General features: G+C 63.6%; 18 protein-coding genes. 8 read left to right on the top strand and 10 right to left on the bottom strand.

Annotated elements, in window-relative coordinates:
- Window positions 1-50: 50 nt before the first annotated feature.
- The 4 genes from betA to betI are packed head-to-tail and all read right to left on the bottom strand — an operon-like array spanning window position 51 to window position 4,814.
- Window positions 51-1,703: a choline dehydrogenase gene (betA, locus tag FJ977_RS03940; RefSeq protein WP_140768718.1), complete on the bottom strand. Its 1,653-nt coding sequence runs from the start codon at window positions 1,701-1,703 to the stop codon at window positions 51-53.
- Window positions 1,696-2,697, bottom strand: a complete 1,002-nt coding sequence (locus FJ977_RS03935; protein WP_140768716.1) for a threonine/serine dehydratase — start codon at window positions 2,695-2,697, stop codon at window positions 1,696-1,698. Before FJ977_RS03935 ends, betA begins: the two co-directional genes overlap by 8 nt.
- Complete coding sequence (betC, locus tag FJ977_RS03930) at window positions 2,698-4,227, bottom strand: choline-sulfatase (protein ID WP_140768714.1); 1,530 nt, start codon at window positions 4,225-4,227, stop codon at window positions 2,698-2,700.
- A complete protein-coding gene (gene betI, locus FJ977_RS03925; RefSeq protein WP_140768712.1) occupies window positions 4,224-4,814 on the bottom strand; it encodes a transcriptional regulator BetI in 591 nt (196 codons plus the stop codon). Before betI ends, betC begins: the two co-directional genes overlap by 4 nt.
- A gap of 201 nt (window positions 4,815-5,015) precedes the next feature.
- Here betI and FJ977_RS03920 point away from each other — a divergent pair, with 201 nt between their 5' ends.
- Window positions 5,016-6,182, top strand: a complete 1,167-nt coding sequence (locus tag FJ977_RS03920; protein WP_140768710.1) for an acetyl-CoA acetyltransferase — start codon at window positions 5,016-5,018, stop codon at window positions 6,180-6,182.
- Window positions 6,183-6,210: 28 nt separating this feature from the next.
- Window positions 6,211-7,215, top strand: coding sequence for an asparaginase (locus tag FJ977_RS03915; protein ID WP_140768708.1), 1,005 nt, complete (start codon window positions 6,211-6,213; stop codon window positions 7,213-7,215).
- Window positions 7,216-7,224: 9 nt separating this feature from the next.
- Here FJ977_RS03915 and FJ977_RS03910 read toward each other — a convergent pair whose 3' ends face one another.
- Window positions 7,225-8,601, bottom strand: coding sequence for a TIGR03808 family TAT-translocated repetitive protein (locus tag FJ977_RS03910; RefSeq protein WP_140768707.1), 1,377 nt, complete (start codon window positions 8,599-8,601; stop codon window positions 7,225-7,227).
- A 120-nt stretch (window positions 8,602-8,721) separates the two neighbouring features.
- On the opposite strand from FJ977_RS03910, the gene greA reads away from it, so the two are divergent.
- Window positions 8,722-9,195 carry a transcription elongation factor GreA gene (gene greA / locus FJ977_RS03905; protein WP_140768705.1) on the top strand — a complete coding sequence of 158 codons (474 nt, stop codon included), beginning with the start codon at window positions 8,722-8,724 and terminating at the stop codon, window positions 9,193-9,195.
- A 299-nt stretch (window positions 9,196-9,494) separates the two neighbouring features.
- Here greA and scpA read toward each other — a convergent pair whose 3' ends face one another.
- Together scpA and FJ977_RS03890 are read right to left on the bottom strand one after the other, a co-directional pair.
- Window positions 9,495-11,615: a methylmalonyl-CoA mutase gene (gene scpA, locus FJ977_RS03895; protein ID WP_140768703.1), complete on the bottom strand. Its 2,121-nt coding sequence runs from the start codon at window positions 11,613-11,615 to the stop codon at window positions 9,495-9,497.
- On the bottom strand, window positions 11,612-13,054 hold the full coding sequence (locus FJ977_RS03890; protein WP_140768701.1) for a methylmalonyl-CoA mutase subunit beta: 1,443 nt from the start codon (window positions 13,052-13,054) through the stop codon (window positions 11,612-11,614). Before FJ977_RS03890 ends, scpA begins: the two co-directional genes overlap by 4 nt.
- Window positions 13,055-13,355: 301 nt before the next feature.
- Between FJ977_RS03890 and FJ977_RS03885 the strand changes: the two genes are divergently transcribed.
- Complete coding sequence (locus FJ977_RS03885) at window positions 13,356-14,903, top strand: helicase HerA-like C-terminal domain-containing protein (RefSeq protein ID WP_140768699.1); 1,548 nt, start codon at window positions 13,356-13,358, stop codon at window positions 14,901-14,903.
- Window positions 14,904-14,987: 84 nt separating this feature from the next.
- Here FJ977_RS03885 and FJ977_RS03880 read toward each other — a convergent pair whose 3' ends face one another.
- Together FJ977_RS03880 and FJ977_RS03875 are read right to left on the bottom strand one after the other, a co-directional pair.
- Window positions 14,988-15,818, bottom strand: a complete 831-nt coding sequence (locus FJ977_RS03880) for a L,D-transpeptidase (RefSeq protein ID WP_140768697.1) — start codon at window positions 15,816-15,818, stop codon at window positions 14,988-14,990.
- A 175-nt stretch (window positions 15,819-15,993) separates the two neighbouring features.
- Window positions 15,994-16,653, bottom strand: a complete 660-nt coding sequence (locus FJ977_RS03875) for a haloacid dehalogenase type II (RefSeq protein ID WP_140768694.1) — start codon at window positions 16,651-16,653, stop codon at window positions 15,994-15,996.
- 155 nt (window positions 16,654-16,808) lie between these two features.
- On the opposite strand from FJ977_RS03875, the gene FJ977_RS03870 reads away from it, so the two are divergent.
- From FJ977_RS03870 to FJ977_RS03855, 4 genes are all read left to right on the top strand, one after another.
- Window positions 16,809-17,687, top strand: coding sequence for a branched-chain amino acid aminotransferase (locus FJ977_RS03870; protein WP_140768692.1), 879 nt, complete (start codon window positions 16,809-16,811; stop codon window positions 17,685-17,687).
- Window positions 17,688-17,863: 176 nt separating this feature from the next.
- Window positions 17,864-18,460 (top strand): superoxide dismutase, encoded by a 597-nt coding sequence (locus FJ977_RS03865; protein ID WP_056563640.1) that lies wholly within the window; start codon window positions 17,864-17,866, stop codon window positions 18,458-18,460.
- A gap of 163 nt (window positions 18,461-18,623) precedes the next feature.
- Window positions 18,624-19,061, top strand: a complete 438-nt coding sequence (locus FJ977_RS03860; protein WP_140768690.1) for a cytochrome c — start codon at window positions 18,624-18,626, stop codon at window positions 19,059-19,061.
- Between the two features lie 9 nt (window positions 19,062-19,070).
- The gene (locus tag FJ977_RS03855; RefSeq protein ID WP_140769721.1) at window positions 19,071-20,021 is read left to right on the top strand and encodes a cytochrome c; all 951 of its coding nucleotides are present in this window, start codon (window positions 19,071-19,073) and stop codon (window positions 20,019-20,021) included.
- A gap of 10 nt (window positions 20,022-20,031) precedes the next feature.
- Here FJ977_RS03855 and FJ977_RS03850 read toward each other — a convergent pair whose 3' ends face one another.
- Window positions 20,032-21,213 carry a serine hydrolase gene (locus FJ977_RS03850; protein WP_140768688.1) on the bottom strand — a complete coding sequence of 394 codons (1,182 nt, stop codon included), beginning with the start codon at window positions 21,211-21,213 and terminating at the stop codon, window positions 20,032-20,034.
- Between the last annotated feature and the right edge of the window lie 4 nt (window positions 21,214-21,217).

Raw genomic sequence — 21,217 nt, 5'->3', positions numbered from 1 at the left:
TGGTCCGGCGCCGCGAAAGTGGGCGGCTCAATCTATGGGTGGATCATGCTCTATCTGTCCGACGCCTGCCAGCGTGGATTGATCCATGGTTCCTGGTTGGACGGCGCCAGCGGTGTGCGGCCAAGAATGTGGTCGGACGCCTTTTCACCGGTCATGATCGACGGTGCATTGAGATTGCCGTTGGTGACGCGCGGGAAGATCGAGGAGTCGGCGACCCGCAGTCCCTCGACGCCGATCACCCGGCATTCCGGATCGACGACGCTCATGAGGTCGTCGGCGCGGCCCATCTTGCAGGTGCCGCAGGGGTGGTAGGCGCTTTCGGCGTGGTCGCGGATGAAGACGTCGAGATCGTCATTCGACTGCACATGGCTGCCCGGCGAGATCTCCTGGCCGCGATAGGCGTCGAAGGCCTTCTGGCCGAAGATTTCGCGCGTCAGCCGGATACAGTGGCGGAACTCCGCCCAATCGTCCGGATGCGACATGTAGTTGAAGTGGATGACCGGCTTCGCTTTCGGATCCGGCGAGCGCAGCGTCACCGAGCCGCGCGACTTCGACCGCATCGGTCCGACATGAGCCTGGAAGCCGTGCGACTTCGCCGCCGCCTTGCCGTCATAGCGCACCGCCGCGGGGATGAAATGGTACTGGATGTCCGGATAGTCGACACCGGCCTGGGAGCGCACGAAGGCCGCCGCCTCGAAATGGTTGGTGACGCCGAGGCCGGACTTGAAGAACAGCCATTGCGCGCCGATCATCGCCTTGGAAAAAGGGTTGAGCACCGAATTCAGGGTGATCGGCTTGGTCGATTCCTGCTGGATGTAGAGTTCCAGGTGATCCTGCAGATTGCGGCCGACGCCGGGGCGGTCGGCGACGACGGCGATGCCGTTTTCGCGCAAATGCTCAGCCGGTCCGATGCCGGACAGCATCAGGATCTTTGGCGAGTTGATCGACGACGCGGCGACGATTACCTCGCGTCGCGCCTTAACGACCTGAATCTGTTTGTGAGCTTCGATTTCCACGCCGATGGCGCGTTGATTCTCGATGATCACCCGGCGCGCAAAGCCCTTGACCAGACTCACGTTTTTCCGCCTGAGCGCCGGCTTCAGATAGGCTGATGCCGCCGACCAGCGGCGACCGCCGCGAATGGTCTGCTCCATTGGGCCGAAGCCTTCCTGCTTGGCGCCATTGTAGTCGTCGGTCAGTTCGAACCCCGCCTGGCGGCCCGCCTCGACGAAGGCGCCATAGAGCGGATTTCTACGCGAGCCGCGCTGGACATGCAGCGGGCCGCTTTTGCCGCGCCAGCCATCCTCGCCGCCATCGGAGTCTTCCATGCGCTTGAAATAGGGGAGCACGTCGGCAAAGCTCCATCCGGTAGCCCCTTGCTCGGCCCAGTGGTCGAAATCGCGCGCGTGCCCGCGCACATAGACCATGCCATTGATCGAGGACGAGCCGCCGATGACCTTGCCGCGCGGCGTCGCCAGCACGCGGCCACCGAGATGCGGCTCCGGCTCGCTGGCAAAGCCCCAGTCGTAGAGGCTCATGTTGAGCGGGATCGATAAAGCCGAGGGCATCTGGATCAGCGGCCCGATATCGCTGCCGCCAAATTCGATGACGATGACCGAATGCTTGCCGTCCTCCGACAGGCGATAGGCCATGGCCGAACCGGCCGAGCCGGAGCCGATGATGACGAAATCCGCTTCAAGCATGGTTCATATGCGCCATAAAATCGGCGAGCGAGACATTGCCGCCGGTAGCCACAACAAGGACGTTTCTGTCCTTCACATCCACCCTGCCGCCGAGCAGTGCCGCCAGTGACGCAGCCCCGGACGGTTCGAGCACCAGTTTCATGCGCTCGAAAGCGATCCGCATGGCGCGGCGCACAGATTGATCGTCGACGGTGATGCCGCGAACGCCGGCGGCCTTGACCGCGGCGAACGGCGCATCGCCCGGTCGTCGCGACATCAGCCCGTCGCAGATCGACTTCGGGCCGATCGGCATCGTCTCGATGCTGCCATGCGCCAGCGACGAGCCCATGCCGTTGAAACCTTCCGGCTCGACGCCGATAATCTCGGTTGCGGGCGACAGGTAGTGGAAGGCGAGCGAAACGCCGCCGATCAGTCCACCGCCGCCGACCGAGCAGAACAACAAGTCGGCGCTGGCGTCCTTGGCGGCGAGCTGGTCGAGCGCTTCGAGGCCGGCGCCAGCCTGGCCGGCGATGATCTCGGGATCGTCGAACGGATGCAGCAGTGCCAGCCCTTCCGTCTCGGCGATCTCGCGCGCCTTGGCGGCGGCGACTTCCTCACGCGCGCGGTCGCCATGGTCGGTCAGCACGACGCGTGCGCCGTAGCCGGCGGTCGCGTCACGCTTGGCGGCCGGTGCATCGATCGGCATGACGATGGTGACGGGAATGCCGAGCGCCTGGCCGGCGGCGGCCAGTCCTTGCGCGAAATTGCCGGAGGAATAGGCAACGACGCCCTTCCTCGCCTCGTCGGACGAAAGCCGTTTCAACCGCCAATAGGCGCCGCGTATCTTGAACGATCCCGCCCATTGCAGTGATTCCGGCTTGATGAAGACGCGGGCCGCACCGGTTTCCCTGGCGAGTGCGGCCGATTCCAGCAGCGGCGTGATCTGCGTCGCCTTGGAGGTGACGGCGTAGGCCTGCTTGAGATGGTCAAGGGAGGGGACGAGAAGGTCTGCCATTTATTCGCCTCGCGGAAACCGCTTCTGCTCTTCGAGCACGTTGAGATCCATGTGGTTGCGCATGTAACGTTCCGAAGCCTTCTGCAGCGGCTGGAACTCCCAGGGGTAGTGCGTTCCGTTGCGCAGTGCCGGATAGACCACCCAGCGCCGCGCCTGGCTGGCCCGCACGGCAGCGTCGAAAGCCGCCATATCCCAGCGTGCGCGGACCTTTTCCATGAAAGCCGCCACCAGATCCGCATGCGCCGGATCGGTTGCGAGATTGCTCAATTCATGTGGGTCTGCTTCGATGTCATGGAGTTGCGGCGGATCGATCTCGCAGTGGACGAACTTGTAGCGGCCGTCACGGATCGCCACCAAGGGCGCGTTGGAGCCTTCGGCCGCATATTCCATCAGCACTGGCGCCGTACGCGGCTTGCCTTGGAGCAACGGCAGCAGCGACTGGCCGTCGGTCCATGGCGCGATCGCGCTCATGTCGATGCCGGCGAGGTCGCACAATGTCGGCGTCACATCGAGATTGGAGACTGGCGCCTCGATCAGCCCGGCCGGCACGCCCTTGCCGGCGATCATCAGCGGCACCCGCGCCGAGCCCTCGAAGAAGCACATCTTGAACCACAGGCCGCGCTCGCCGAGCATGTCGCCATGGTCCGAGCAGAACAGGACGATCGTGTCGTCGAGCATGCGCGTGCGCTGGAGCACCGACAGCAATTCGCCGACCTTGTCGTCGAGATAGGAGATGTTGGCGAAGTAACCCCGCCGCGAGCGGCGGACCTGTTCTGCCGTGATGTCGAAACTGTCGTAGTCGGAAGCCTGGTAGAGCCGCTGCGAATGCGGGTCTTGGCCGTCATAGGGGATGAAGCCCACTTCTGGTTCGAGCGCCGGGCAATCCTCGTAGAGATCCCAGTACTGCCGCCGTGCCACATAGGGATCGTGGGGATGGGTGAAGGAGACCGTCAGGCACCAGGGCCGGTGCGCGGCATCCTCGGAGACGCGGGCGAAGTCATAGAGCTTCTGCACCGCGTGGAAGGCGACCTCGTCGTCATATTCCATCTGGTTCGAGATCTCGGCGACGCCGGCGCCGGTCACCGAACCCAGATTGTGATACCACCAGTCGATCCGCTCGCCGGGCTTGCGGTAGTCCGGCGTCCAGCCGAAATCGGCGGGATAGATGTCGGTCGTCAGCCGCTCCTCGAAGCCGTGCAACTGATCGGGGCCGACGAAATGCATCTTGCCCGAAAGCACGGTGTGATAGCCGTCGGCGCGCAGGTGATGGGCAAAGGTCGGGATCGACGAAGCGAATTCGGCGGCGTTGTCATAGACCTCGGTGCGCGACGGCAACTGACCGCTCATGAACGAGGCACGGCCCGGCGCGCAGAGCGGTGAGGCCGTGTAGTTGTTCCTGAAGCGCGCCGAGCGGGCCGCCAACGCTTTCAGATGCGGCGCGTGGAGAAACGCGGCCGGCCCATCGGGGAAAAAAGTCCCGTTGAGCTGATCGACCATGACGATCAGGAAATTGGGTCGCTTGACTGTCACTGTTTGTGCCGCTCGCCGAGTTTGGTTTCGAGATAGTCCTCGACCAGCGCGATCGCGGTCGCGGCGTCGGGCACGCCGTCCTTCAGCGCCCGCCTGATGTAGAGCCCGTCGATCATCGCCGCCGTCGCTTCGGCGGCGCGGTCGGCCTCTGCCCTGGGCAGGATGCCGGTCAGCCCGCTCATCAGGTTCGAGTGCAGCCGCCGTGCATAGACCCTGAGCAGCCGGCGCAGCGCGGATGATTTCTGCGCCTCGACATAGAAGGCGAGCCAGGCGGCGATGGTTTCCGGCTGGAACTGTATGTCGGAGAAATTGACGGCGACCACGGCCGAAACGCGTTCGCGCGGGGAGGCGGCGGATTGCAGGGCCCGGCGCATGTCGATGGTCAGTTCGGCCAGGATATGCCGCATCGTCGCCAGCAGCAGCTCGTCCTTGGCGCCGAAATAGTGATGGGCAAGCGCGGAGGACACGCCGGCCCGCCCGGCGATCTCGGACATGGTCACGTCAAGCGAACCGCGCTCGCCGATCGCCGAGATCGTCGCGTCGATGAGCGCCTTGCGGCGCAGTGGCTCCATTCCGACTTTGGGCATGTCGTTCCCGATTTTTGCGGGGAGATTATTTTTTATTGACGGGTCAATCAACAAAAAATCGACATGGGCGCGACCTGCACCAAGCGATTGTCTGCTTGCGGCCCTTCACGGCTCGGGCGAGAATGTTTATATTTGAACAATAAAGGCGAAAGATGTGCCGTTAGCCCATATGCTGGGCTCGCGCCAAGGATGGAGATTGCCATGACCGCATGCATCGTCGGCTGGGCGCATTCGCGCTTCGGCAAGCTTGAGGGCGAGACGCTCGAGAACCTGATCGTCAAGGTCGCGACGGACGCGCTCGACCATGCCGGCATCGGCCCGGACGAGGTCGACGAGATCGTGCTCGGCCATTTCAACGCCGGCTTTTCGGCGCAGGATTTCACCGCCAGCCTGGTGCTTCAGGCGGACGACCGGCTGCGTTTCAAGCCGGCAACGCGTGTCGAGAATGCCTGCGCCACGGGATCGGCGGCGGTCAGGCAAGGCATCCGCGCCATCGATGCCAACGCGGCCCGCATCGTGCTGGTGGTCGGCGCCGAGCAGATGACGACGACGCCCGGGCCCGAGATCGGCAAGAACCTGCTTAAGGCGTCCTACCTGCCGGAGGACGGCGAGACGCCCGCGGGTTTCGCCGGCGTCTTCGGCAAGATCGCGCAGGCCTATTTCCAGCGTTATGGCGATCAGTCGGATGCGCTGGCGATGATCGCCGCCAAGAACCACAAGAATGGCGTCGACAATCCCTATGCGCAGATGCGCAAGGATTTCGGCTATGAGTTCTGCCGGCAGGAGAGCGAGAAGAACCCCTTCGTCGCCGGTCCGCTGAAGCGCACCGACTGCTCGCTGGTCTCCGACGGTGCCGCCGCCCTTGTCCTTGCCGACACGGCAACGGCGCTGAAGATGCGCCGCGCCGTCGCCTTCCGCGCCAACGAACATGTGCAGGACTTCCTGCCGATGTCGAAGCGCGACATCCTGTCCTTCGAAGGCTGCGAACAGGCCTGGACCCGCGCGCTGAGGAACGCCGGCGTGACGCTGGACGACCTGTCCTTTGTCGAGACGCACGACTGCTTCACCATCGCCGAACTGATCGAATACGAGGCGATGGGGCTGGCCAAGCCGGGCGAGGGCGCCAGGTTGGCGCTGGACGGCACAACGGCGAAAGACGGCCGCCTGCCGGTCAATCCGTCCGGCGGGCTGAAGGCCAAGGGCCACCCGATCGGTGCAACTGGCGTCTCGATGCATGTGCTGACCGCCATGCAGCTTGTCGGCGAAGCCGGCGGTATCCAGGTGCCGGGCGCGAAGCTTGGTGGTATCTTCAACATGGGCGGAGCGGCGGTCGCCAACTACGTTTCCATTCTCGACAGGATCAGATAAACCGCCCCTGCATTTTGCGGGAGGTCATATGACAAATCCGGTTCTGATCGAGGTTCTGCGCGGCGCGATCGTCGAGAGCGCGCATCGCGGTGCGGTGGCGGTCTTCGATGCCGACGGCAAAGCGGTCCTGGAGATCGGCGACACCTCAAGGCCGGTGTTCCCGCGCTCGGCGGTCAAGGCGATCCAGGCCCTGCCGTTCGTCGAAAGCGGCGCTGCCGATGCCTATGGCTTCGGCAACCGCGAACTGGCGCTGGCCTGCGCCTCGCATTCGGGCGAGCCGGCGCATGTCGAACTGGCGCGCTCCATGTTGGCCAGGGCCGGGCTGGACGGGTCGGCGCTCGAATGCGGCGCGCATTGGCCCTCGAACCATGACGCCGAGATTGCGCTCGCCCGCGCCGGCGATTTGCCCAACGCGCTGCACAACAACTGCTCGGGCAAGCATTCCGGGTTCCTCTGCACCTGCGTGCACTCCGGCATTGCGCACCGTGGTTATGTCAAGGCGGGGCATGCACTGCAGGAAATGGTGCGCGACGCCATGCAGGCTGTCACCGGCGCTGTCCACGGCGCGGATGAGCGAGCGACCGACGGCTGCTCGATCCCGACCTATGCGGTGCCGCTCAGGAGTTTCGCCCTCGGCTTTGCCCGCATGGCGACGACGAATGGTTTCGGTCCCGAGCGAGCCAAGGCGGCGAAGCGCCTGCTTTCCGCCTGCATGGCGGAGCCCTTCTTTGTCGCCGGCACAGGCCGCGAAGACGTCGCGCTGATGGAAGCAGCTCCTGGCCGGATCTTTGCGAAGGGCGGCGCCGAAGGCGTCCACTGCAGCGCGATACCTGAACTTGGCCTCGGCATAGCGATCAAATGCGACGATGGCGCCGGCCGCGCCAGTGAAGCCATGGTCGCCGCCGTCCTCGCCAGGCTGCTGCGTGCCGACGAGGCTCTTTCGGCGAAGCTGCTCGAACTGGCTAATGCGCCGATCGAAAGCCGGATCGGCGCCAAGGTCGGGGCGCTGAGGCCGACCCCAGCCTTGAATTGAAGATTGCTCTCAACTGACGCGGTTGCGCTCGACGGTCAGGTGCGCAAAGCCGCTGTTGCTTGATTGGGTCAGGTCCGCTGTCACCGGCTGCGCCCAGCGCTGGCCGACGACGGCGCCGTTCAGCGTGCCGTCGATGACGTTGTCGGAGATGACGGCCGTGCCGGCACCATCGACCACGCTGACCACGATGCCTGTGCCTGCCTTGCGGATGATGTTGCCGGTGGCCATCACATTGCGCAGATACGGGCCCCAGCCGATCGACATGCCATAGAGCGGCGCGTTTTCGATGACATTGTTGGAAACGGTGGTGTCGGCCTCGACGCCGATGCCGACGCCGAACCCGGGTGGATCGGCGGTATAGGGGCCGCTGGTCGACAGATTGCGCACGATGTTGCCGGAGCAGACACCCATGCGGCCGCCTTCGTTGAAGTTGACGATCGATATGCCGTTGGCCGCGCCATCGACGATGTTGTTGCTGACGACGGCGCCCTCAAAGGAGAATTCGGAATAGACCGCGGTCTCGCCCGAGCGTGAGCAGGTGTTGCCTGATATCTGCAAATTGCTGGAACTGTTGGCGCGGATCGCCGAGAAAGCGCAATCCGAGACGACGTTGCCCGAAATGATGACGTTGCCGGCACGGAAGGCGTTGATGCCATTGCCGTTCTGGCCGGTCCCGCCGCTGCGCGCGCCGATGCGTTCGACGCGGTTGCCGGTGACCATCGTGCCGTCTTCCGCCGCCTGCCAGCGATGCACGAGGATGCCGCCATTGGCACAGTCGGAGACGGCATTGCCGGTGATTGCCAGTCCGCCCGCTTCGACCGAGTAGATGCCGGCGTCCGCCGCGCCCGATATGTCGGAGCGTTCGATGCGGCCCGCCGCATGTTCCAGCGCCAGTCCGTTCTTGCCGCTTCCGGTTATCTGGCAATTGTCGACGACGAGATGGCCGACCCGGCGCAGATCGAGCAGCCCTTGCGCATAGTCACCCATCGAGCGGTTCGAACCGTCGAAGACCAGCCCGGCGAGTTCGATATGGTCGGCCTGTTCAGCCATGAAGAGGTGGCCGTCGCCGCCATAGACGATCCGCGTTGCCCCCGGCACGCCGGAAAGACGCACGCGGCTGGGCAACGAGAGATTGGACACCACATAGGTGCCCGCCGGCAGGAACACCGGTATGTCCCTGCTGTTCGCGTCGCGCAGCAGCTTGGCAAAGGCCTTGCTCTGGTCGTCGAATGTCCCGGGCTGCACGCCAAGTTCGGTGGCATTGATCGAGCCGCGCATCGAGGCTTTTTCGATGCCGGTCAGGCTGGCGGCCGCCGCCTTGCCAAGCGCAAGGCCTATCACGGCAAAGCCGGCGGTTTGCGTCAGCAGGGTCCGTCTGTTCAACATCGGCACACAATCCCAGTGTTAGACCCTGACACCGCAGGAATCGTGCCAGACGTCCTGTTCCACTCGACGAGGTATCGACAATGGCTTGTCGAGCAGCCATTCGGCGCCTAAGTTCAGGCGATGAGCAGAGCTTTTACCCGCGAAGAAGACAGCGAAAACGCCATCGCCGGCGTCGGCGAGCGACCGATCAGCCCGCACCGCAATCTTGTGACGGAACGCGGCTTGGCGCAGATCGAGGACAATCTGACCGATCTGCGCGACGTCCTGGCGAAAGCCGAGCGGAAAGCCGACCGCGAGCGCATCGCGGTCGTGTCACGCGATCTGCGCTACTGGACCGCGCGGCGGGAGAGCGCCGAACTGTCGGTACCGGAGCCCGGCAGCGATGTCGTCCGCTTCGGCATGGGTGTCACGCTGGAAGGCGATGACGGCAAGAAAGTGCATTGGAAGATCGTCGGCGAGGACGAGGCCGATCCCACCAAGGGCAGCATTTCGCATGTTTCGCCGATGGCCGTCGCGCTGTTCGGCAAGAAGGTTGGCGACGTGGCCGCGGTCAACGGCAAGGAATGGGAAATCGTCAAGCTCTCGGATAGCTGACAACAGCTACTTGGCCAGCCTTTGCAACGCGACCTATATGTGTCCATGACATCACGAGCAGCGCGCATCTGCCGTTCGACGTCGTTGCTCTCCACCGGTCTTAGAACGACGCCGTCATCGGTTTCGATAATCTGGAGTTGATCGCCCACTTGCAGCTTCAGGCTGTCGAGCATTTCCGGTGGCAAGATCACGGCCCCTGATCCGTCGTCGAGCTTTTGGATGAGAGTCTTCACTGCCGTTGCCCTTGGTTGCGCCGTCATTGTGGCACAACCTTTTCCAGCAATACAGAATGGTTTCGCTCAGCCCGCCAGCAGCCGGTCCATCAAACGGTCCGCCGCCTCCGGAATAACCGTGCCTGGCGGAAAGATTTCCGCCGCCCCGGCCTGCAGCACCGCGTCGTAGTCCTGCGGCGGGATGACGCCGCCGGCCACGATCAGCATGTCACCGCGGCCAAGCTTCTTCAGCGCGTCGCGCAATTCGGGGATCAGCGTCAGGTGCCCTGCCGCCAGCGATGAGGCGCCGATGACATGGACGTCATGCTGGACCGCCAGTTTCGCGATCTCTTCCGGTGTCTGGAACATCGCGCCGACAGTGACGTCGAAGCCGAGATCGGCGAAAGCGGTGGCGATCACCTTCTGCCCTCGGTCGTGGCCGTCCTGTCCCATCTTGGCAACGAGGATGCGCGGCTTGCCGCCGTTTTTCTTCTCGAAAGCGCTGATCTTGTCCTGCAACCCGTCGATCACGGGACTGTCGCCAAGCGCCTTGCGGTAGACGCCGGAAATGGTCTGTACCGTCGCGACGTGGCGGCCAAAGGCCCTTTCCAGAGCGAACGAAATCTCGCCGACCGTGGCATTGGCGCGCGCGGCGCGGATGGCGAATTCGAGCAGGTTTTCGTTGCCTTGCGCGGCGCGGGTCAGTGCGTCGAGCGCGCTTTCGACGGCGGCGACCTCGCGCGTGCCTTTCAGCCGCTGCAGCTTCGACAGTTGCCGGGCTCTGACCTCGGCATTGTCGATCTTGAGCACATCGACTTCGATGTCGTTCTCGGGGCGATGCGCATTGACCCCAACCAGCATCTGCTCGCCGGAATCGATGCGCGCCTGTGTGCGCGCCGCTGCTTCCTCGATGCGCAGCTTGGGGATGCCTTGTTCCGTCGCCGCCGCCATGCCGCCGAGAGCCTCGACTTCCTCGATATGGCTCAATGCGCGCGCCGCCAGATCATGGGTCAGCCGTTCGAGATAGGTCGATCCGCCCCACGGATCGATGGTGCGCGTGGTGCCGGATTCTTTCTGCAGGACGAGCTGCGTGTTGCGGGCGATACCCGCCGAATGATCGGTCGGCAGCGCCATCGCCTCGTCGAACGAGTTGGTGTGCAGCGACTGGGTATGCCCTTGAGTCGCGGCCATCGCCTCGATCATGGTGCGGATGATGTTGTTGTAGGGGTCCTGCGCCGTCAGCGACCAGCCGGAAGTCTGGCAATGGGTGCGCAGCGACAGCGAGCGTTCGTCCTTCGGCGCGAAATTCTTCTTCATCAGGGTCGCCCACAGCAGGCGCGCGGCCCTGAGCTTGGCCACTTCCATGAAGAAGTTCATGCCGATCGCCCAGAAGAAGGAGAGGCGCGGCGCGAAGCGGTCGATGTCGAGGCCCGCCGCGACACCGGCGCGGGCATATTCGATGCCGTCGGCGATCGTATAGGCGAGCTCCAGGTCGGCCGTCGCGCCGGCCTCCTGCATATGGTAGCCGGAGATCGATATCGAATTGAACTTCGGCATGTTCTTCGACGTGTAGGAGAAGATGTCCGAAACGATCCGCATCGAGGGCTTTGGCGGATAGATGTAGGTGTTGCGGACCATGAACTCCTTCAGAATGTCGTTCTGAATGGTCCCGGCCAGATCCTTCTGCGCAACGCCCTGTTCTTCCGCCGCGACGATATAGAGCGCCATGATCGGCAACACCGCGCCGTTCATCGTCATCGACACCGTCATGTCGCCGAGCGGAATGCCGTCGAAGAGCTGCCGCATGTCGAGGATGGAATCAATGGCGACGCCAGCCATGCCGACATCGCCGGCGACGCGTGGATGGTCGCTGTCATAGCCGCGATGCGTGGCGAGATCGAAGGCGACAGACAGGCCCTTCTGGCCGGCGGCAAGATTGCGCCGGTAAAAGGCGTTGGACTCTTCGGCCGTCGAAAAGCCGGCATATTGCCGGATCGTCCACGGCTGCTGGACATACATGGTGGGGTAGGGGCCACGCACAAAGGGCGGCAAGCCCGGATAGGTGTCGAGATACGGCAGGCCCTTGAGGTCACCCTGATTGTAGAGATGCTTGACGACAAGCCCTTCCGGCGTCACCCGCTGGCCCTTGACCTCGACTGGCGCGCGGCGCGGCGGCGCCCAGCCGATCTGACTGAAATCCGGAATCAAGAGACCGCCCCGATGGATTGGTCGATGCGGGCCGGAAACAGCGGTTCGCACAGGACGACACCTTCGGTGAAAGCCGGCCGCTGCTTCGCGTCCAGCGTCTCGACCGGGCGCTCTGTCTTCTGCGGATAGAGTGTGGTGCCGATGATGGCTCGCTCGCCGGACTTGAAGGCGGCGTCGCGACGAGTGGCGGCGGCGCGAACACGCTTCTGGATGTGCCCGTCACGGAGGCTATACAGTATCCCCCCTTCGGCCTCGATCGTCTGCAATTCCGCCCAGGCGGCTTCGCAAAGATCTGATGTCAGCGCCTCGACCGCGCCGGAACCACAGGCGGGATCGGCGACATGATCGACATGGCTTTCATTGGCCATGATCAGCTGCGCGTTGCGTGCGACGCGGCGGGCAAAGGGAGCCGGCAGGCCGTGCGCGATCGTATGCGGCAGGATGGAGATCGAATCGGCTCCCCCCGCGGCCGCCGCGAAGCAACCGATCGTCGTGCGCAGCATGTTGGTCTCCGGGTCCAATGTCGTCATCATGCGAAATGATGTCTCGGCATGGATGTTGGCCGTGGAATTGGGGATCGAGCAAGCCTCCTGCACCCGTGCCCAAAGCCTGCGCAGGGCCCGTACCTTGGCCATGGAGAGGAACTGGTCCTGGTCGACGCTGAGTGCGAAGCCGATATGAGGCGCGGCATAGACGAGCGGCTGCCGCGCCTTCTCGAACATTCTAAGATACGAAACCGCGGAAGCCAGCATGATCCCGAGCTCCTGCGCCTCCGTGGCGCCGGCATTGTGGAAGACGCGGCCGTCCGCTTCCAGAAGCACGCCCGGTACGCCCATCGAGAAGAAATGCGCTAGCGATTGCGGCATCGATTCCTGCAGCGCTTCGATCGACATGCGCAGCCGGCCGGTGCCGGCGAGGATCGCCGCCGGATCGATGCCGAAGGACAGGTTCAGCTTTGCCGGATCGGAGCGGCGCTTGCTCAGAAACGCCACCAGCCAGTCGGCCATCGGCCGGCTCCACGGGTGGGTGTCGATGCGGATCTGCATCCGGTTGAGGGGTACGCCCTCCAGCACGGTCTCCAGTGCCTGCGCGGTCCTCGGCAAGCCGTAGCCGAATGCGTTCGGCGCACCTTCGAAGACGAGCGACAATCCTGTCGCTCCCTGCGCGATATCATCCAGGACCTGGGCCTTGGCACGATCGACGTCGGGATCGTCGACGCGCTGGCTGACAATCCACGGCGAGCGAGGATTCGCCCGCACGATCGGCTCGGCCCCGGCCGCACGGTCATAGAGCGGCTCGATGCGAATGCTGTCGTCGGTGTGCGAAACCAGCTTTTCCTCGAAGGATGCGCCGGCCAACGCTTTTTCCGCCAAGGCCAGCCATCGCTGGCGTTCAGCATCCGCCGGTTCAACATCCCTGGTCAAGGCTCCAGCGCCCATCCATCTTCCTCGTTTATGTCGCCGCACCAGCCCGGAGCAGCTCAGTCTAGGGTCCCCGGCCGGTTATCGCAATGCGCGTCCAGGGTTTGAATTCGATCCATTTGATATAGGTCAGCTTGGGTGGGCGGACCATGAACGATTGCCAAACACCAGCAAAATCCGCAAGTTCCAAAATCCGATTTCGGCGATAGGTCCGATTGGGGCAATTTGGACGATTAGCATTGTCGCTGTGCAACAGCCTTACTATACCTTCGGGCAAAGGCTGGCTTTTTAGACACATCAGTTTGCGGAGACCCGAAATATGGCTGACGACACCAGTATTTTCATCGGCGCCAGCCGCAAGCCCGATGACAGCTATCAGCGTCCGGAGCAATTGCTGCTGCAGTACGGGAATCGCCATGGCCTGGTGACCGGCGCCACCGGTACCGGCAAGACCGTTACCTTGCAGGTCCTGGCCGAGGGCTTTTCCAATGCCGGCGTGCCGGTGTTCTGCGCCGACATCAAGGGCGACCTGTCCGGTATCGCCATGATGGGCACGGCTCAGGATTTTCTCGTCAAGCGGGCTGCGCAGGTCAAGCTCGAGCCCTACGATTTCCAGGAATTCCCCGTCATCTTCTGGGACCTGTTCGGTGAGCAAGGCCACCCCATCCGCGCGACGATATCGGAAATGGGACCGCTGCTCCTGTCGCGGCTGATGAACCTGACCGACGCGCAGGAGGGCATCATGAACATTGCCTTCCGCATTGCCGACGAAGAGGGCCTGCTGCTCCTCGACCTCAAGGACCTGCAGGCGCTGCTTGCCAACATCGCCGGGCGCGCCGACGAGATCAGCGCCCGCTACGGCAATGTCACCAAGCCATCGGTCGGTGCCATCCAGCGCACGCTGCTGGTGCTGGAGCAACAGGGCGCGGCCAACTTCTTCGGCGAGCCGGCTCTGCGGATTTCCGACATCATGCGCACCACGCGTGACGGCCGGGGCGCCGTCAGCGTGCTGGCCGCCGACAAGCTGATGATGAACCCGCGGCTCTACGCGACGTTCCTGCTCTGGCTGATGTCGGAACTGTTTGAGGAACTGCCCGAGGTGGGAGATCCCGACAAGCCGAAGCTGGTGTTCTTTTTCGACGAGGCGCATCTGCTCTTTGACGAAGCGCCGAAAGTGCTGATCGACCGCGTCGAACAGGTGGTTCGCCTGATCCGTTCGAAAGGCGTCGGCGTCTATTTCGTCACGCAGAATCCCCTCGATATCCCCGAGAAGGTGCTGGCACAGCTCGGCAACCGCGTTCAACACGCTCTGCGCGCCTATACGCCGCGCGAGCAGCAGGCTGTGCGGACAGCGGCGGAAACGTTCCGCCCCAATCCCGACTTCGATTGCGCCACCACCATCACCCAGCTCGCCACCGGCGAGGCGCTGGTCTCGACGCTGGAGGCCAAGGGCGTGCCGTCCATGGTACAGCGCACGCTGATCCGTCCGCCGTCGTCGCGGCTTGGGCCCATAACCCCCGCCGAGCGGCAAAAGCTGGTCGCGGAAAGCCCCGTCTCCGGCCAGTACGACCAGGTCATTGATCGCGAATCGGCCTTTGAGATCCTGCAGAAGAAGACCAAGGACGCGCAGGACGCCGAAGCGCAGGCGCAGCAGGCAGGCACCGGCGGCTCGCGCTGGACAATTCCGGGCTTCGGCAATGACGATCCCGCACCGCAGCCGGGCGGCCGCCGGGCGCCGGCACAGCGCCCCTCCAATCGCCAGACAGTCGCCGAGGCGGCGATCAAGTCGGTGGTGCGCTCGGTCGGCTCGTCGGTCGGACGTGCGATCGTGCGCGGTATCCTGGGCAGCCTGTCGCGAGGGCGCTGAGCCCGGGGCAGCAAAGTCTATGCTTATAGCGCCGCGCGTCCCTTGGACACGTGGCGCCGAGCATTGTCCCTGGGCGAAGCCGGATCAGAAGATCGCGTTCGTGACCGCTTTCACGGGGCCGAGCAGGACAGATCCGTCCGGCACGCCGGCATCGATCGGGATGGCCTTGTGGTTCGCGGTCGCCGCCGCCACCATCGGCTGGCTGGCATCGCTGGTCACGATGACCGGGCTTTTCGACGGCACGCGGTCGTAGAGGTCGATGATGTCCTGGTTCATCAGGCGCACGCAGCCCGATGACACCGATTTGCCGATCGAGCGCCATTCCGGCGAGCCGTGCAGGCGGTAAAGCGTGTCCACATTGCCCTGGAAGAGATAGAGCGCACGGGCACCTAGCGGGTTCTTCAGCCCGCCGGGCATGCCGCCATTGTCGGCGCTGTACTGCTTCAGTTCCGGCTGCCGGGCGATCATCTCATCCGGCGGCGTCCATTTCGGCCATTTCTGCTTCCATTGGACGACAGCGTCGCCCGACCATTCGAAGCCGGCGCGGCCAAGGCCGACGCCATAGCGGATCGCCTGACCGCCCGGACGAACCAGATAGAGGAAATGGCCTGTCGTATCGACGACGATGGTTCCTGGTTTCTGCCCGGTCGGGTCCGGAACGATCTGACGCAGGAACTGCGGATCGATCCTGTCGACGGGGATGGCCGGCAGGTCGAAGCCGCCATCGCTGACGGCCGCGTACATCGACGCATAATCGGCAAGCGGCGGCTCGACATAGGCCGGCGGCGGTGGCTCGACCGGCCCTGGGCCGGTGGTGGCGCATGCGGAAACCGCGATCGATGCGGCGCCTAATGCAGCGGCGTTGAGGAAGCCGCGACGGCTCAGGCGATAGGATTCGATTTCGGTTATGGACATGACTGCCTTCTTTAAGACTCAAATCGCAACAAAGCGTCAATACGCCGATCGCCGTTGCAGTGCCTGACAACACTTGGCGCGATAGGCGGTTCCGATTCTGGCCCGAACGTGGACAAACAAAGGCGAAGCTGTGACCGCGCTGCCACTGTGGCGTCAGGGCAACAGAGGGGGCAGCTTAGGCGGTGACCAATGCTTCGAGGGTCGGCAGGATCAGGGCTGGCGGGAAGTCCCGATATTCCTCGGGCTGGTTCGAACGGTTGATCCACACTGTCCGGAAACCGAATTTGGTGGCCCCCGCAATGTCCCAGCGATTGGAGGACTGGAAGGACACCGCGCCGGGATAGAGGCGCCAGCCGGTGGCGACCATGTCGTAGACCGCCGGATCGGTCTTGAAGCGGCGCACCGCGTCGACGGAATAGATGTCGTCCAGAACCTGGTCGAGCGCGGCGGATTTGACGGCCGCTTCCAGCATTTCGGGTGAGCCGTTGGAGAGGATCGCCAGCCTGGCTCCCGAGGCCTTGAGCGCCTTCAGCACGGCTGGCACCTCAGGATAGCAATCCAGCCGCCAGTAGGCTTCCAGCAGCTTGGCCTTCAGGCTTGAATCGGCCGACGGGACCTTGCGCAAGGCGAAGTCGAGCGCCTGTTCGGTCAGCTGCCAGAAATCGGCATAGGCGCCCATCAGCGTGCGCACCCAGGAATATTCGAGCTGCTTGGCGCGCCAGATCTCCGACAGCAACTGGCCGTCCGGCCCGATCTGGTCAGCGTGGCGGCGCACGGCGGCATGCACGTCGAACAGTGTGCCGTAGGCGTCGAAAACATAGGCGGCGTAGTGCATGGCGACAGTTTTGAGGCGAGGCGGGGCGCGGTGCAAGCCTTGATTGCACCGCGCCCGCCGCTGGCCTCAACAAAACTCCCCGATGCCCGTTGACGGCGGCGGCCAAAGCATCATCCAATGTTGTCACACAACATTGATTGGAACGGGACAACGCAATGACACTGGCGGCAGCGGCGCAATCCGCGACATGGACCTTCGTCGACGGGAACTGGTACGAGGGCAATGTCGCCATACTGGGGCCGCGCAGCCATGCGATGTGGCTCGGCACCAGCGTGTTCGACGGGGCGCGCTGGTTCGAGGGCGTGGCGCCCGACCTCGACCTCCATGCCAAGCGGGTGAACGCGTCGGCGATCGCGCTTGGCCTCAAGCCGAACATGACGCCCGAACAGATCGTCGGGCTGACCTGGGATGGGCTGAAGAAGTTCGACGGCAAGACGGCGGTCTATATCAGGCCGATGTACTGGGCCGAGCATGGCGGCTACATGGGCGTGCCGGCCGATCCCGCATCGACCCGTTTCTGCCTCTGCCTTTATGAATCGCCAATGATCTCGCCGTCCGGTTTTTCGGTGACGGTGTCGCCGTTCCGGCGCCCGACGATCGAAACCATGCCGACCAATGCCAAGGCCGGATGCCTCTATCCCAACAATGGCCGCGCCATCCTCGAAGCCAAGATGCGCGGCTTCGACAATGCGCTGGTTCTGGACATGCTCGGCAACGTCGCTGAGACCGGGACCTCGAACATTTTCCTGGTCAAGGATGGACATGTCTTTACGCCGGCGCCGAACGGCACCTTCCTGTCCGGAATCACGCGTTCGCGCACGATAAATCTGCTCGGTGAGTACGGATTCAAAGCCACCGAAAAGACCTTGTCGGTACGCGATTTCCTCGAAGCGGACGAAATCTTTTCGACCGGCAACCACTCCAAGGTGGTGCCGATCACGCGCATCGAGGATCGCAACCTGCAACCCGGACCGGTGGCCAAGAAGGCACGTGAGCTCTATTGGGAATGGGCGCATTCGAAATCGGCCGGATGACGCGCCGGTCTGGCCTTTTTGTCGCTGCACGCCTCACCGCAGGAAAACCGTGTGACTTTTTCCGGAACCCGCTTAGAAAGGGAACCGGCGCTTCACTTCCGGAGTTGTTCCAGCTCAATCCAGACCTATCTTAATCCGGTATCGACACCGGATTTTTCCACGAGGGAGTACTACCCATGGCTTTTGAATTGCCCGCTCTGCCCTATGACTATGAGGCCTTGCAGCCTTACATGTCGAAAGAGACGCTGGAGTATCACCACGACAAGCACCACAAGGCCTATGTCGACAACGGCAACAAGCTGGCCGCCGAGGCGGGCCTTGGCGATCTGTCGGTCGAAGAGGTGGTCAAGCAGTCGTTCGGCAAGAATGCCGGCCTCTTCAACAATGCCGCGCAGCATTACAATCACATCCATTTCTGGAAGTGGATGAAGAAGGGCGGCGGCGGCAACAAGCTGCCTGGTGCGCTGCAGAAGGCTTTCGACAGCGATCTCGGCGGCTACGACAAGTTCAAGGCCGACTTCATCGCGGCCGGCACGACACAGTTCGGTTCGGGCTGGGCCTGGGTTTCGGTCAAGGACGGCAAGCTGGCGATCTCGAAGACGCCGAACGGCGAGAACCCGCTCGTTCATGGCGCCTCGCCGATCCTCGGCGTCGATGTCTGGGAGCATTCCTATTACATCGACTACCGCAACGCGCGGCCGAAATATCTCGAGGCGTTCGTCGACAGCCTGATCAACTGGGATCACGTGCTGGAATTGTACGAGAAAGCTTGATCGACCCTGCAGAAGAGCCCCGGCATCCCGGGGCTTTTCTTTTAGAGAGCCGAGATCTTCAGTCACTCACCGTTCGGCAAAATCGCTCGAAGGAAGGGAATAATCCGTCCGCGACATCCGTTAACGTCCTGTCCTGAAATGCCTTCATCATGGAGCCAAATGAATGAGAAAGCTTGTCATCGCCATCTCAACGCTCGCCTTCGCCGGTTCGGCGGCCTTTGCCGATCCGATCCTCGACCGGCAGGCTCTGATGAAGGAGCGCGGAAAGATCGTCGGCGGTCTGTCGAAAGTGGCCAAGGGCGAGGAGCCCTTTGATGCCGCTGCCGTGCTGACGCAGTTGCAGGCGCTGCAGGCGAATGCCGAGAAGTTCGACGTCGATGCCTTGTTCCCGAAAGGCAGCGATACCGGCGACACCACGGCGGGGCCGAAGATCTGGGAAGACACGGCCGGCTTCAAGGCCGCCGAGGACAAGTATCTCGCCGACGTCAAGGCCGCGGTCGCCGGGGCTCCCGCCGATGCCGACGCGCTGAAGGCTCAAGTCGGCACCCTCGGCTCGGATTGCGGCGCCTGCCATCAGGGCTACAGGATCAAGAAGGGCTGATTGCCTGATATGGCATGGCTGAAGAAGCTTGTCGGCGCGGCCCTCGTTCTGGGCGGCGTCGGCGCGGCCGCCGGTTGGTTTTTGTCGGCGCCGGTCAGGCTGGATACGACGGCCCTGGCGCAACTCGGGCCGGGCGACGCTAGCCGGGGCAAGCGCATTTTCTATGCCGGTGGCTGCACATCCTGCCACGCAAAGCCCGGCTCGCAGGGCGATGCGCGGCTTCAACTGGTGGGCGGCCTCGAACTCAAGACGCCGTTCGGCACCTTCGTTCCGCCCAACATTTCGCAAGATCCCAAGGACGGCATCGGCGCATGGTCGGTCGAGGATCTCGCCAACGCCATGCTCAAGGGCGTGTCGCCGTCTGGCGAGCATTTCTATCCGGCCTTTCCCTACGCGTCCTACGCCCGCATGAAGCCGTCTGATATCGCCGATCTCTATGCCTTCCTGAAGACGCTGCCCGCGGTCGCCGGCAAGGCACCGGCCAATACGCTGGCATTCCCGTTCAACATCCGCCGTGGCATCGGCCTGTGGAAGCGGCTCTATCTCAGCGATCAGCCTGTCATTGCCTTGCACGATGGCACGCCCGATCCGGTCATGGCCGGCCGCTATCTGGTCGAAGGACCCGGCCATTGCGGCGAATGCCACACGCCGCGTGATTTCGCGGGCGGGACGAAGAAAAGCGAGTGGCTGGCGGGTGCCGTGGCCGCGGAGGGTTCAGGCGTCGTGCCCAACGTCACGTCGGGCAAGGGCGGCATCGCCAACTGGTCGGAAGCCGACATAGCCAACTATCTCGAAACCGGCTTCACGCCCGACTTCGATTCCGTCGGCGGCGCCATGGTCGACGTGCAACGCAACATGGCCGAGCTCACTGCCGGGGATCGCGCGGCGATCGCCGCCTATCTCAAGGCAGTACCGCCGCATCCCAATGGTTATCCGGCGCGCAAGCCGGCTGCGAATTGAGCGTCCGGGCTCAGATCATTTTCACCAGCGCTTCGAACAGCGCCAGATTGAAATCCTTGGCGTCGTCGACGATGGCATCGGGCTGTGACGAGAACTTCGCGATGACCATCTCGGCCCGCGGATTGATATAGAGCCATTGGCCGTGAATGCCGAGCGCGAAGAAGGCGCCGTTGCCGGTCTGGTACCATTTGTTGTGGTAACGGCCTTTCGGCAGCCAGCTCGCGGAAGTGCTTTCGGCCCAAGCCTGGGAAGAGCCGCCGGTAATGGTGTCGTGTACCCAGGACTGCGAGACGATGCGGCGTCCATTGGCGACGCCGCCCTGCCGCATCATTTCGCCGATGCGCGCGAGATCGCGCGGCGTCATGTTGATGCCGCCGCCCGTGCGTGGTGTGCCGGCGCGGTCGACCGTGACATAGGCATCCTGCCTGGCGCCGAGCGGCTGGAACAGGCGCTCGGAGGCAAGATCAGGAAAACGTCGCCCGGAAGCGCCCTGGATGACGAGGCCCAGGACGTCGGAATTGGGGGAGGCGTAGTGATAGACGCCGCCGTGATCCCCCCGGCCTTTTTTCAGCCCGGCGATGAACGCGACGACTGTCTCGGGCTCTTCGCCGGGTTCGGAGGGATCCAGCAGGCCGGCCCGGCGATAGCGCGCGTAGGGGCCGCGCGGATCGTGATAGACTTCCTCGAAATCCAGGCTCACCCGCATGTCGAGGACATCGCGAACGCGCGCATCGCCATAGGCCGAGGATTTGAGCTCCGGCACGTAGCGTGGCACCAGCTCTTGGAAATCGAGTAAGCCGTCATCCTGCAGTATGCCGGCGACAACGGAAGTCACCGATTTGCTGGTTGAAAACAGGATGTGCCGGCTTTGCAGCGTGAAGCCGGGCGCGTGGAAATCGGCGACGATGCGTCCCGATTTCATCACCACCATGGCATCGGTCGACGTCTCGCGAACCGCCTCGGCGACTGTGATCCTCTCGCCGTTGAGGGAAAATTCCTGGCGCAGCAGGCCTTCGGGGCTGACAACCGGCTCCTCGGCAAGGCCGGGCGTCGCCGCAATGCGCGCCGTCGGGATGAACTCGCTGACATTGCGGAACGCCCAGACATTCCAGGGCGCGGCGCGCCAGTTGCCAAGACGGACCTCGTCGCGGTCGAATCCGTAGGCGGCCTTGAAAGCCGATGCATTCGTCATGACC

It is taken from the genome of Mesorhizobium sp. B2-1-3A, assembly GCF_006442655.1.
Lineage (GTDB): Bacteria > Pseudomonadota > Alphaproteobacteria > Rhizobiales > Rhizobiaceae > Mesorhizobium.
The sequence above is the reverse complement of the archived record's forward strand: the minus strand, read 5'-3'. Positions and strand labels throughout refer to the sequence as shown.

Excerpts from the sequence above, each read along its gene's own strand:
- betA (WP_140768718.1), bottom strand. The coding sequence starts at position 1,703 with ATGCTTGAAGCGGATTTCGTCATCATCGGCTCCGGCTCGGCCGGTTCG.
- FJ977_RS03935 (WP_140768716.1), bottom strand. The coding sequence starts at position 2,697 with ATGGCAGACCTTCTCGTCCCCTCCCTTGACCATCTCAAGCAGGCCTAC.
- betI (WP_140768712.1), bottom strand. The coding sequence starts at position 4,814 with ATGCCCAAAGTCGGAATGGAGCCACTGCGCCGCAAGGCGCTCATCGAC.
- FJ977_RS03920 (WP_140768710.1), top strand. The coding sequence starts at position 5,016 with ATGACCGCATGCATCGTCGGCTGGGCGCATTCGCGCTTCGGCAAGCTT.
- FJ977_RS03915 (WP_140768708.1), top strand. The coding sequence starts at position 6,211 with ATGACAAATCCGGTTCTGATCGAGGTTCTGCGCGGCGCGATCGTCGAG.
- FJ977_RS03910 (WP_140768707.1), bottom strand. The coding sequence starts at position 8,601 with ATGTTGAACAGACGGACCCTGCTGACGCAAACCGCCGGCTTTGCCGTG.
- greA (WP_140768705.1), top strand. The coding sequence starts at position 8,722 with ATGAGCAGAGCTTTTACCCGCGAAGAAGACAGCGAAAACGCCATCGCC.
- FJ977_RS03890 (WP_140768701.1), bottom strand. The coding sequence starts at position 13,054 with ATGGGCGCTGGAGCCTTGACCAGGGATGTTGAACCGGCGGATGCTGAA.
- FJ977_RS03885 (WP_140768699.1), top strand. The coding sequence starts at position 13,356 with ATGGCTGACGACACCAGTATTTTCATCGGCGCCAGCCGCAAGCCCGAT.
- FJ977_RS03880 (WP_140768697.1), bottom strand. The coding sequence starts at position 15,818 with ATGTCCATAACCGAAATCGAATCCTATCGCCTGAGCCGTCGCGGCTTC.
- FJ977_RS03875 (WP_140768694.1), bottom strand. The coding sequence starts at position 16,653 with ATGCACTACGCCGCCTATGTTTTCGACGCCTACGGCACACTGTTCGAC.
- FJ977_RS03870 (WP_140768692.1), top strand. The coding sequence starts at position 16,809 with ATGACACTGGCGGCAGCGGCGCAATCCGCGACATGGACCTTCGTCGAC.
- FJ977_RS03865 (WP_056563640.1), top strand. The coding sequence starts at position 17,864 with ATGGCTTTTGAATTGCCCGCTCTGCCCTATGACTATGAGGCCTTGCAG.
- FJ977_RS03860 (WP_140768690.1), top strand. The coding sequence starts at position 18,624 with ATGAGAAAGCTTGTCATCGCCATCTCAACGCTCGCCTTCGCCGGTTCG.
- FJ977_RS03855 (WP_140769721.1), top strand. The coding sequence starts at position 19,071 with ATGGCATGGCTGAAGAAGCTTGTCGGCGCGGCCCTCGTTCTGGGCGGC.
- FJ977_RS03850 (WP_140768688.1), bottom strand. The coding sequence starts at position 21,213 with ATGACGAATGCATCGGCTTTCAAGGCCGCCTACGGATTCGACCGCGAC.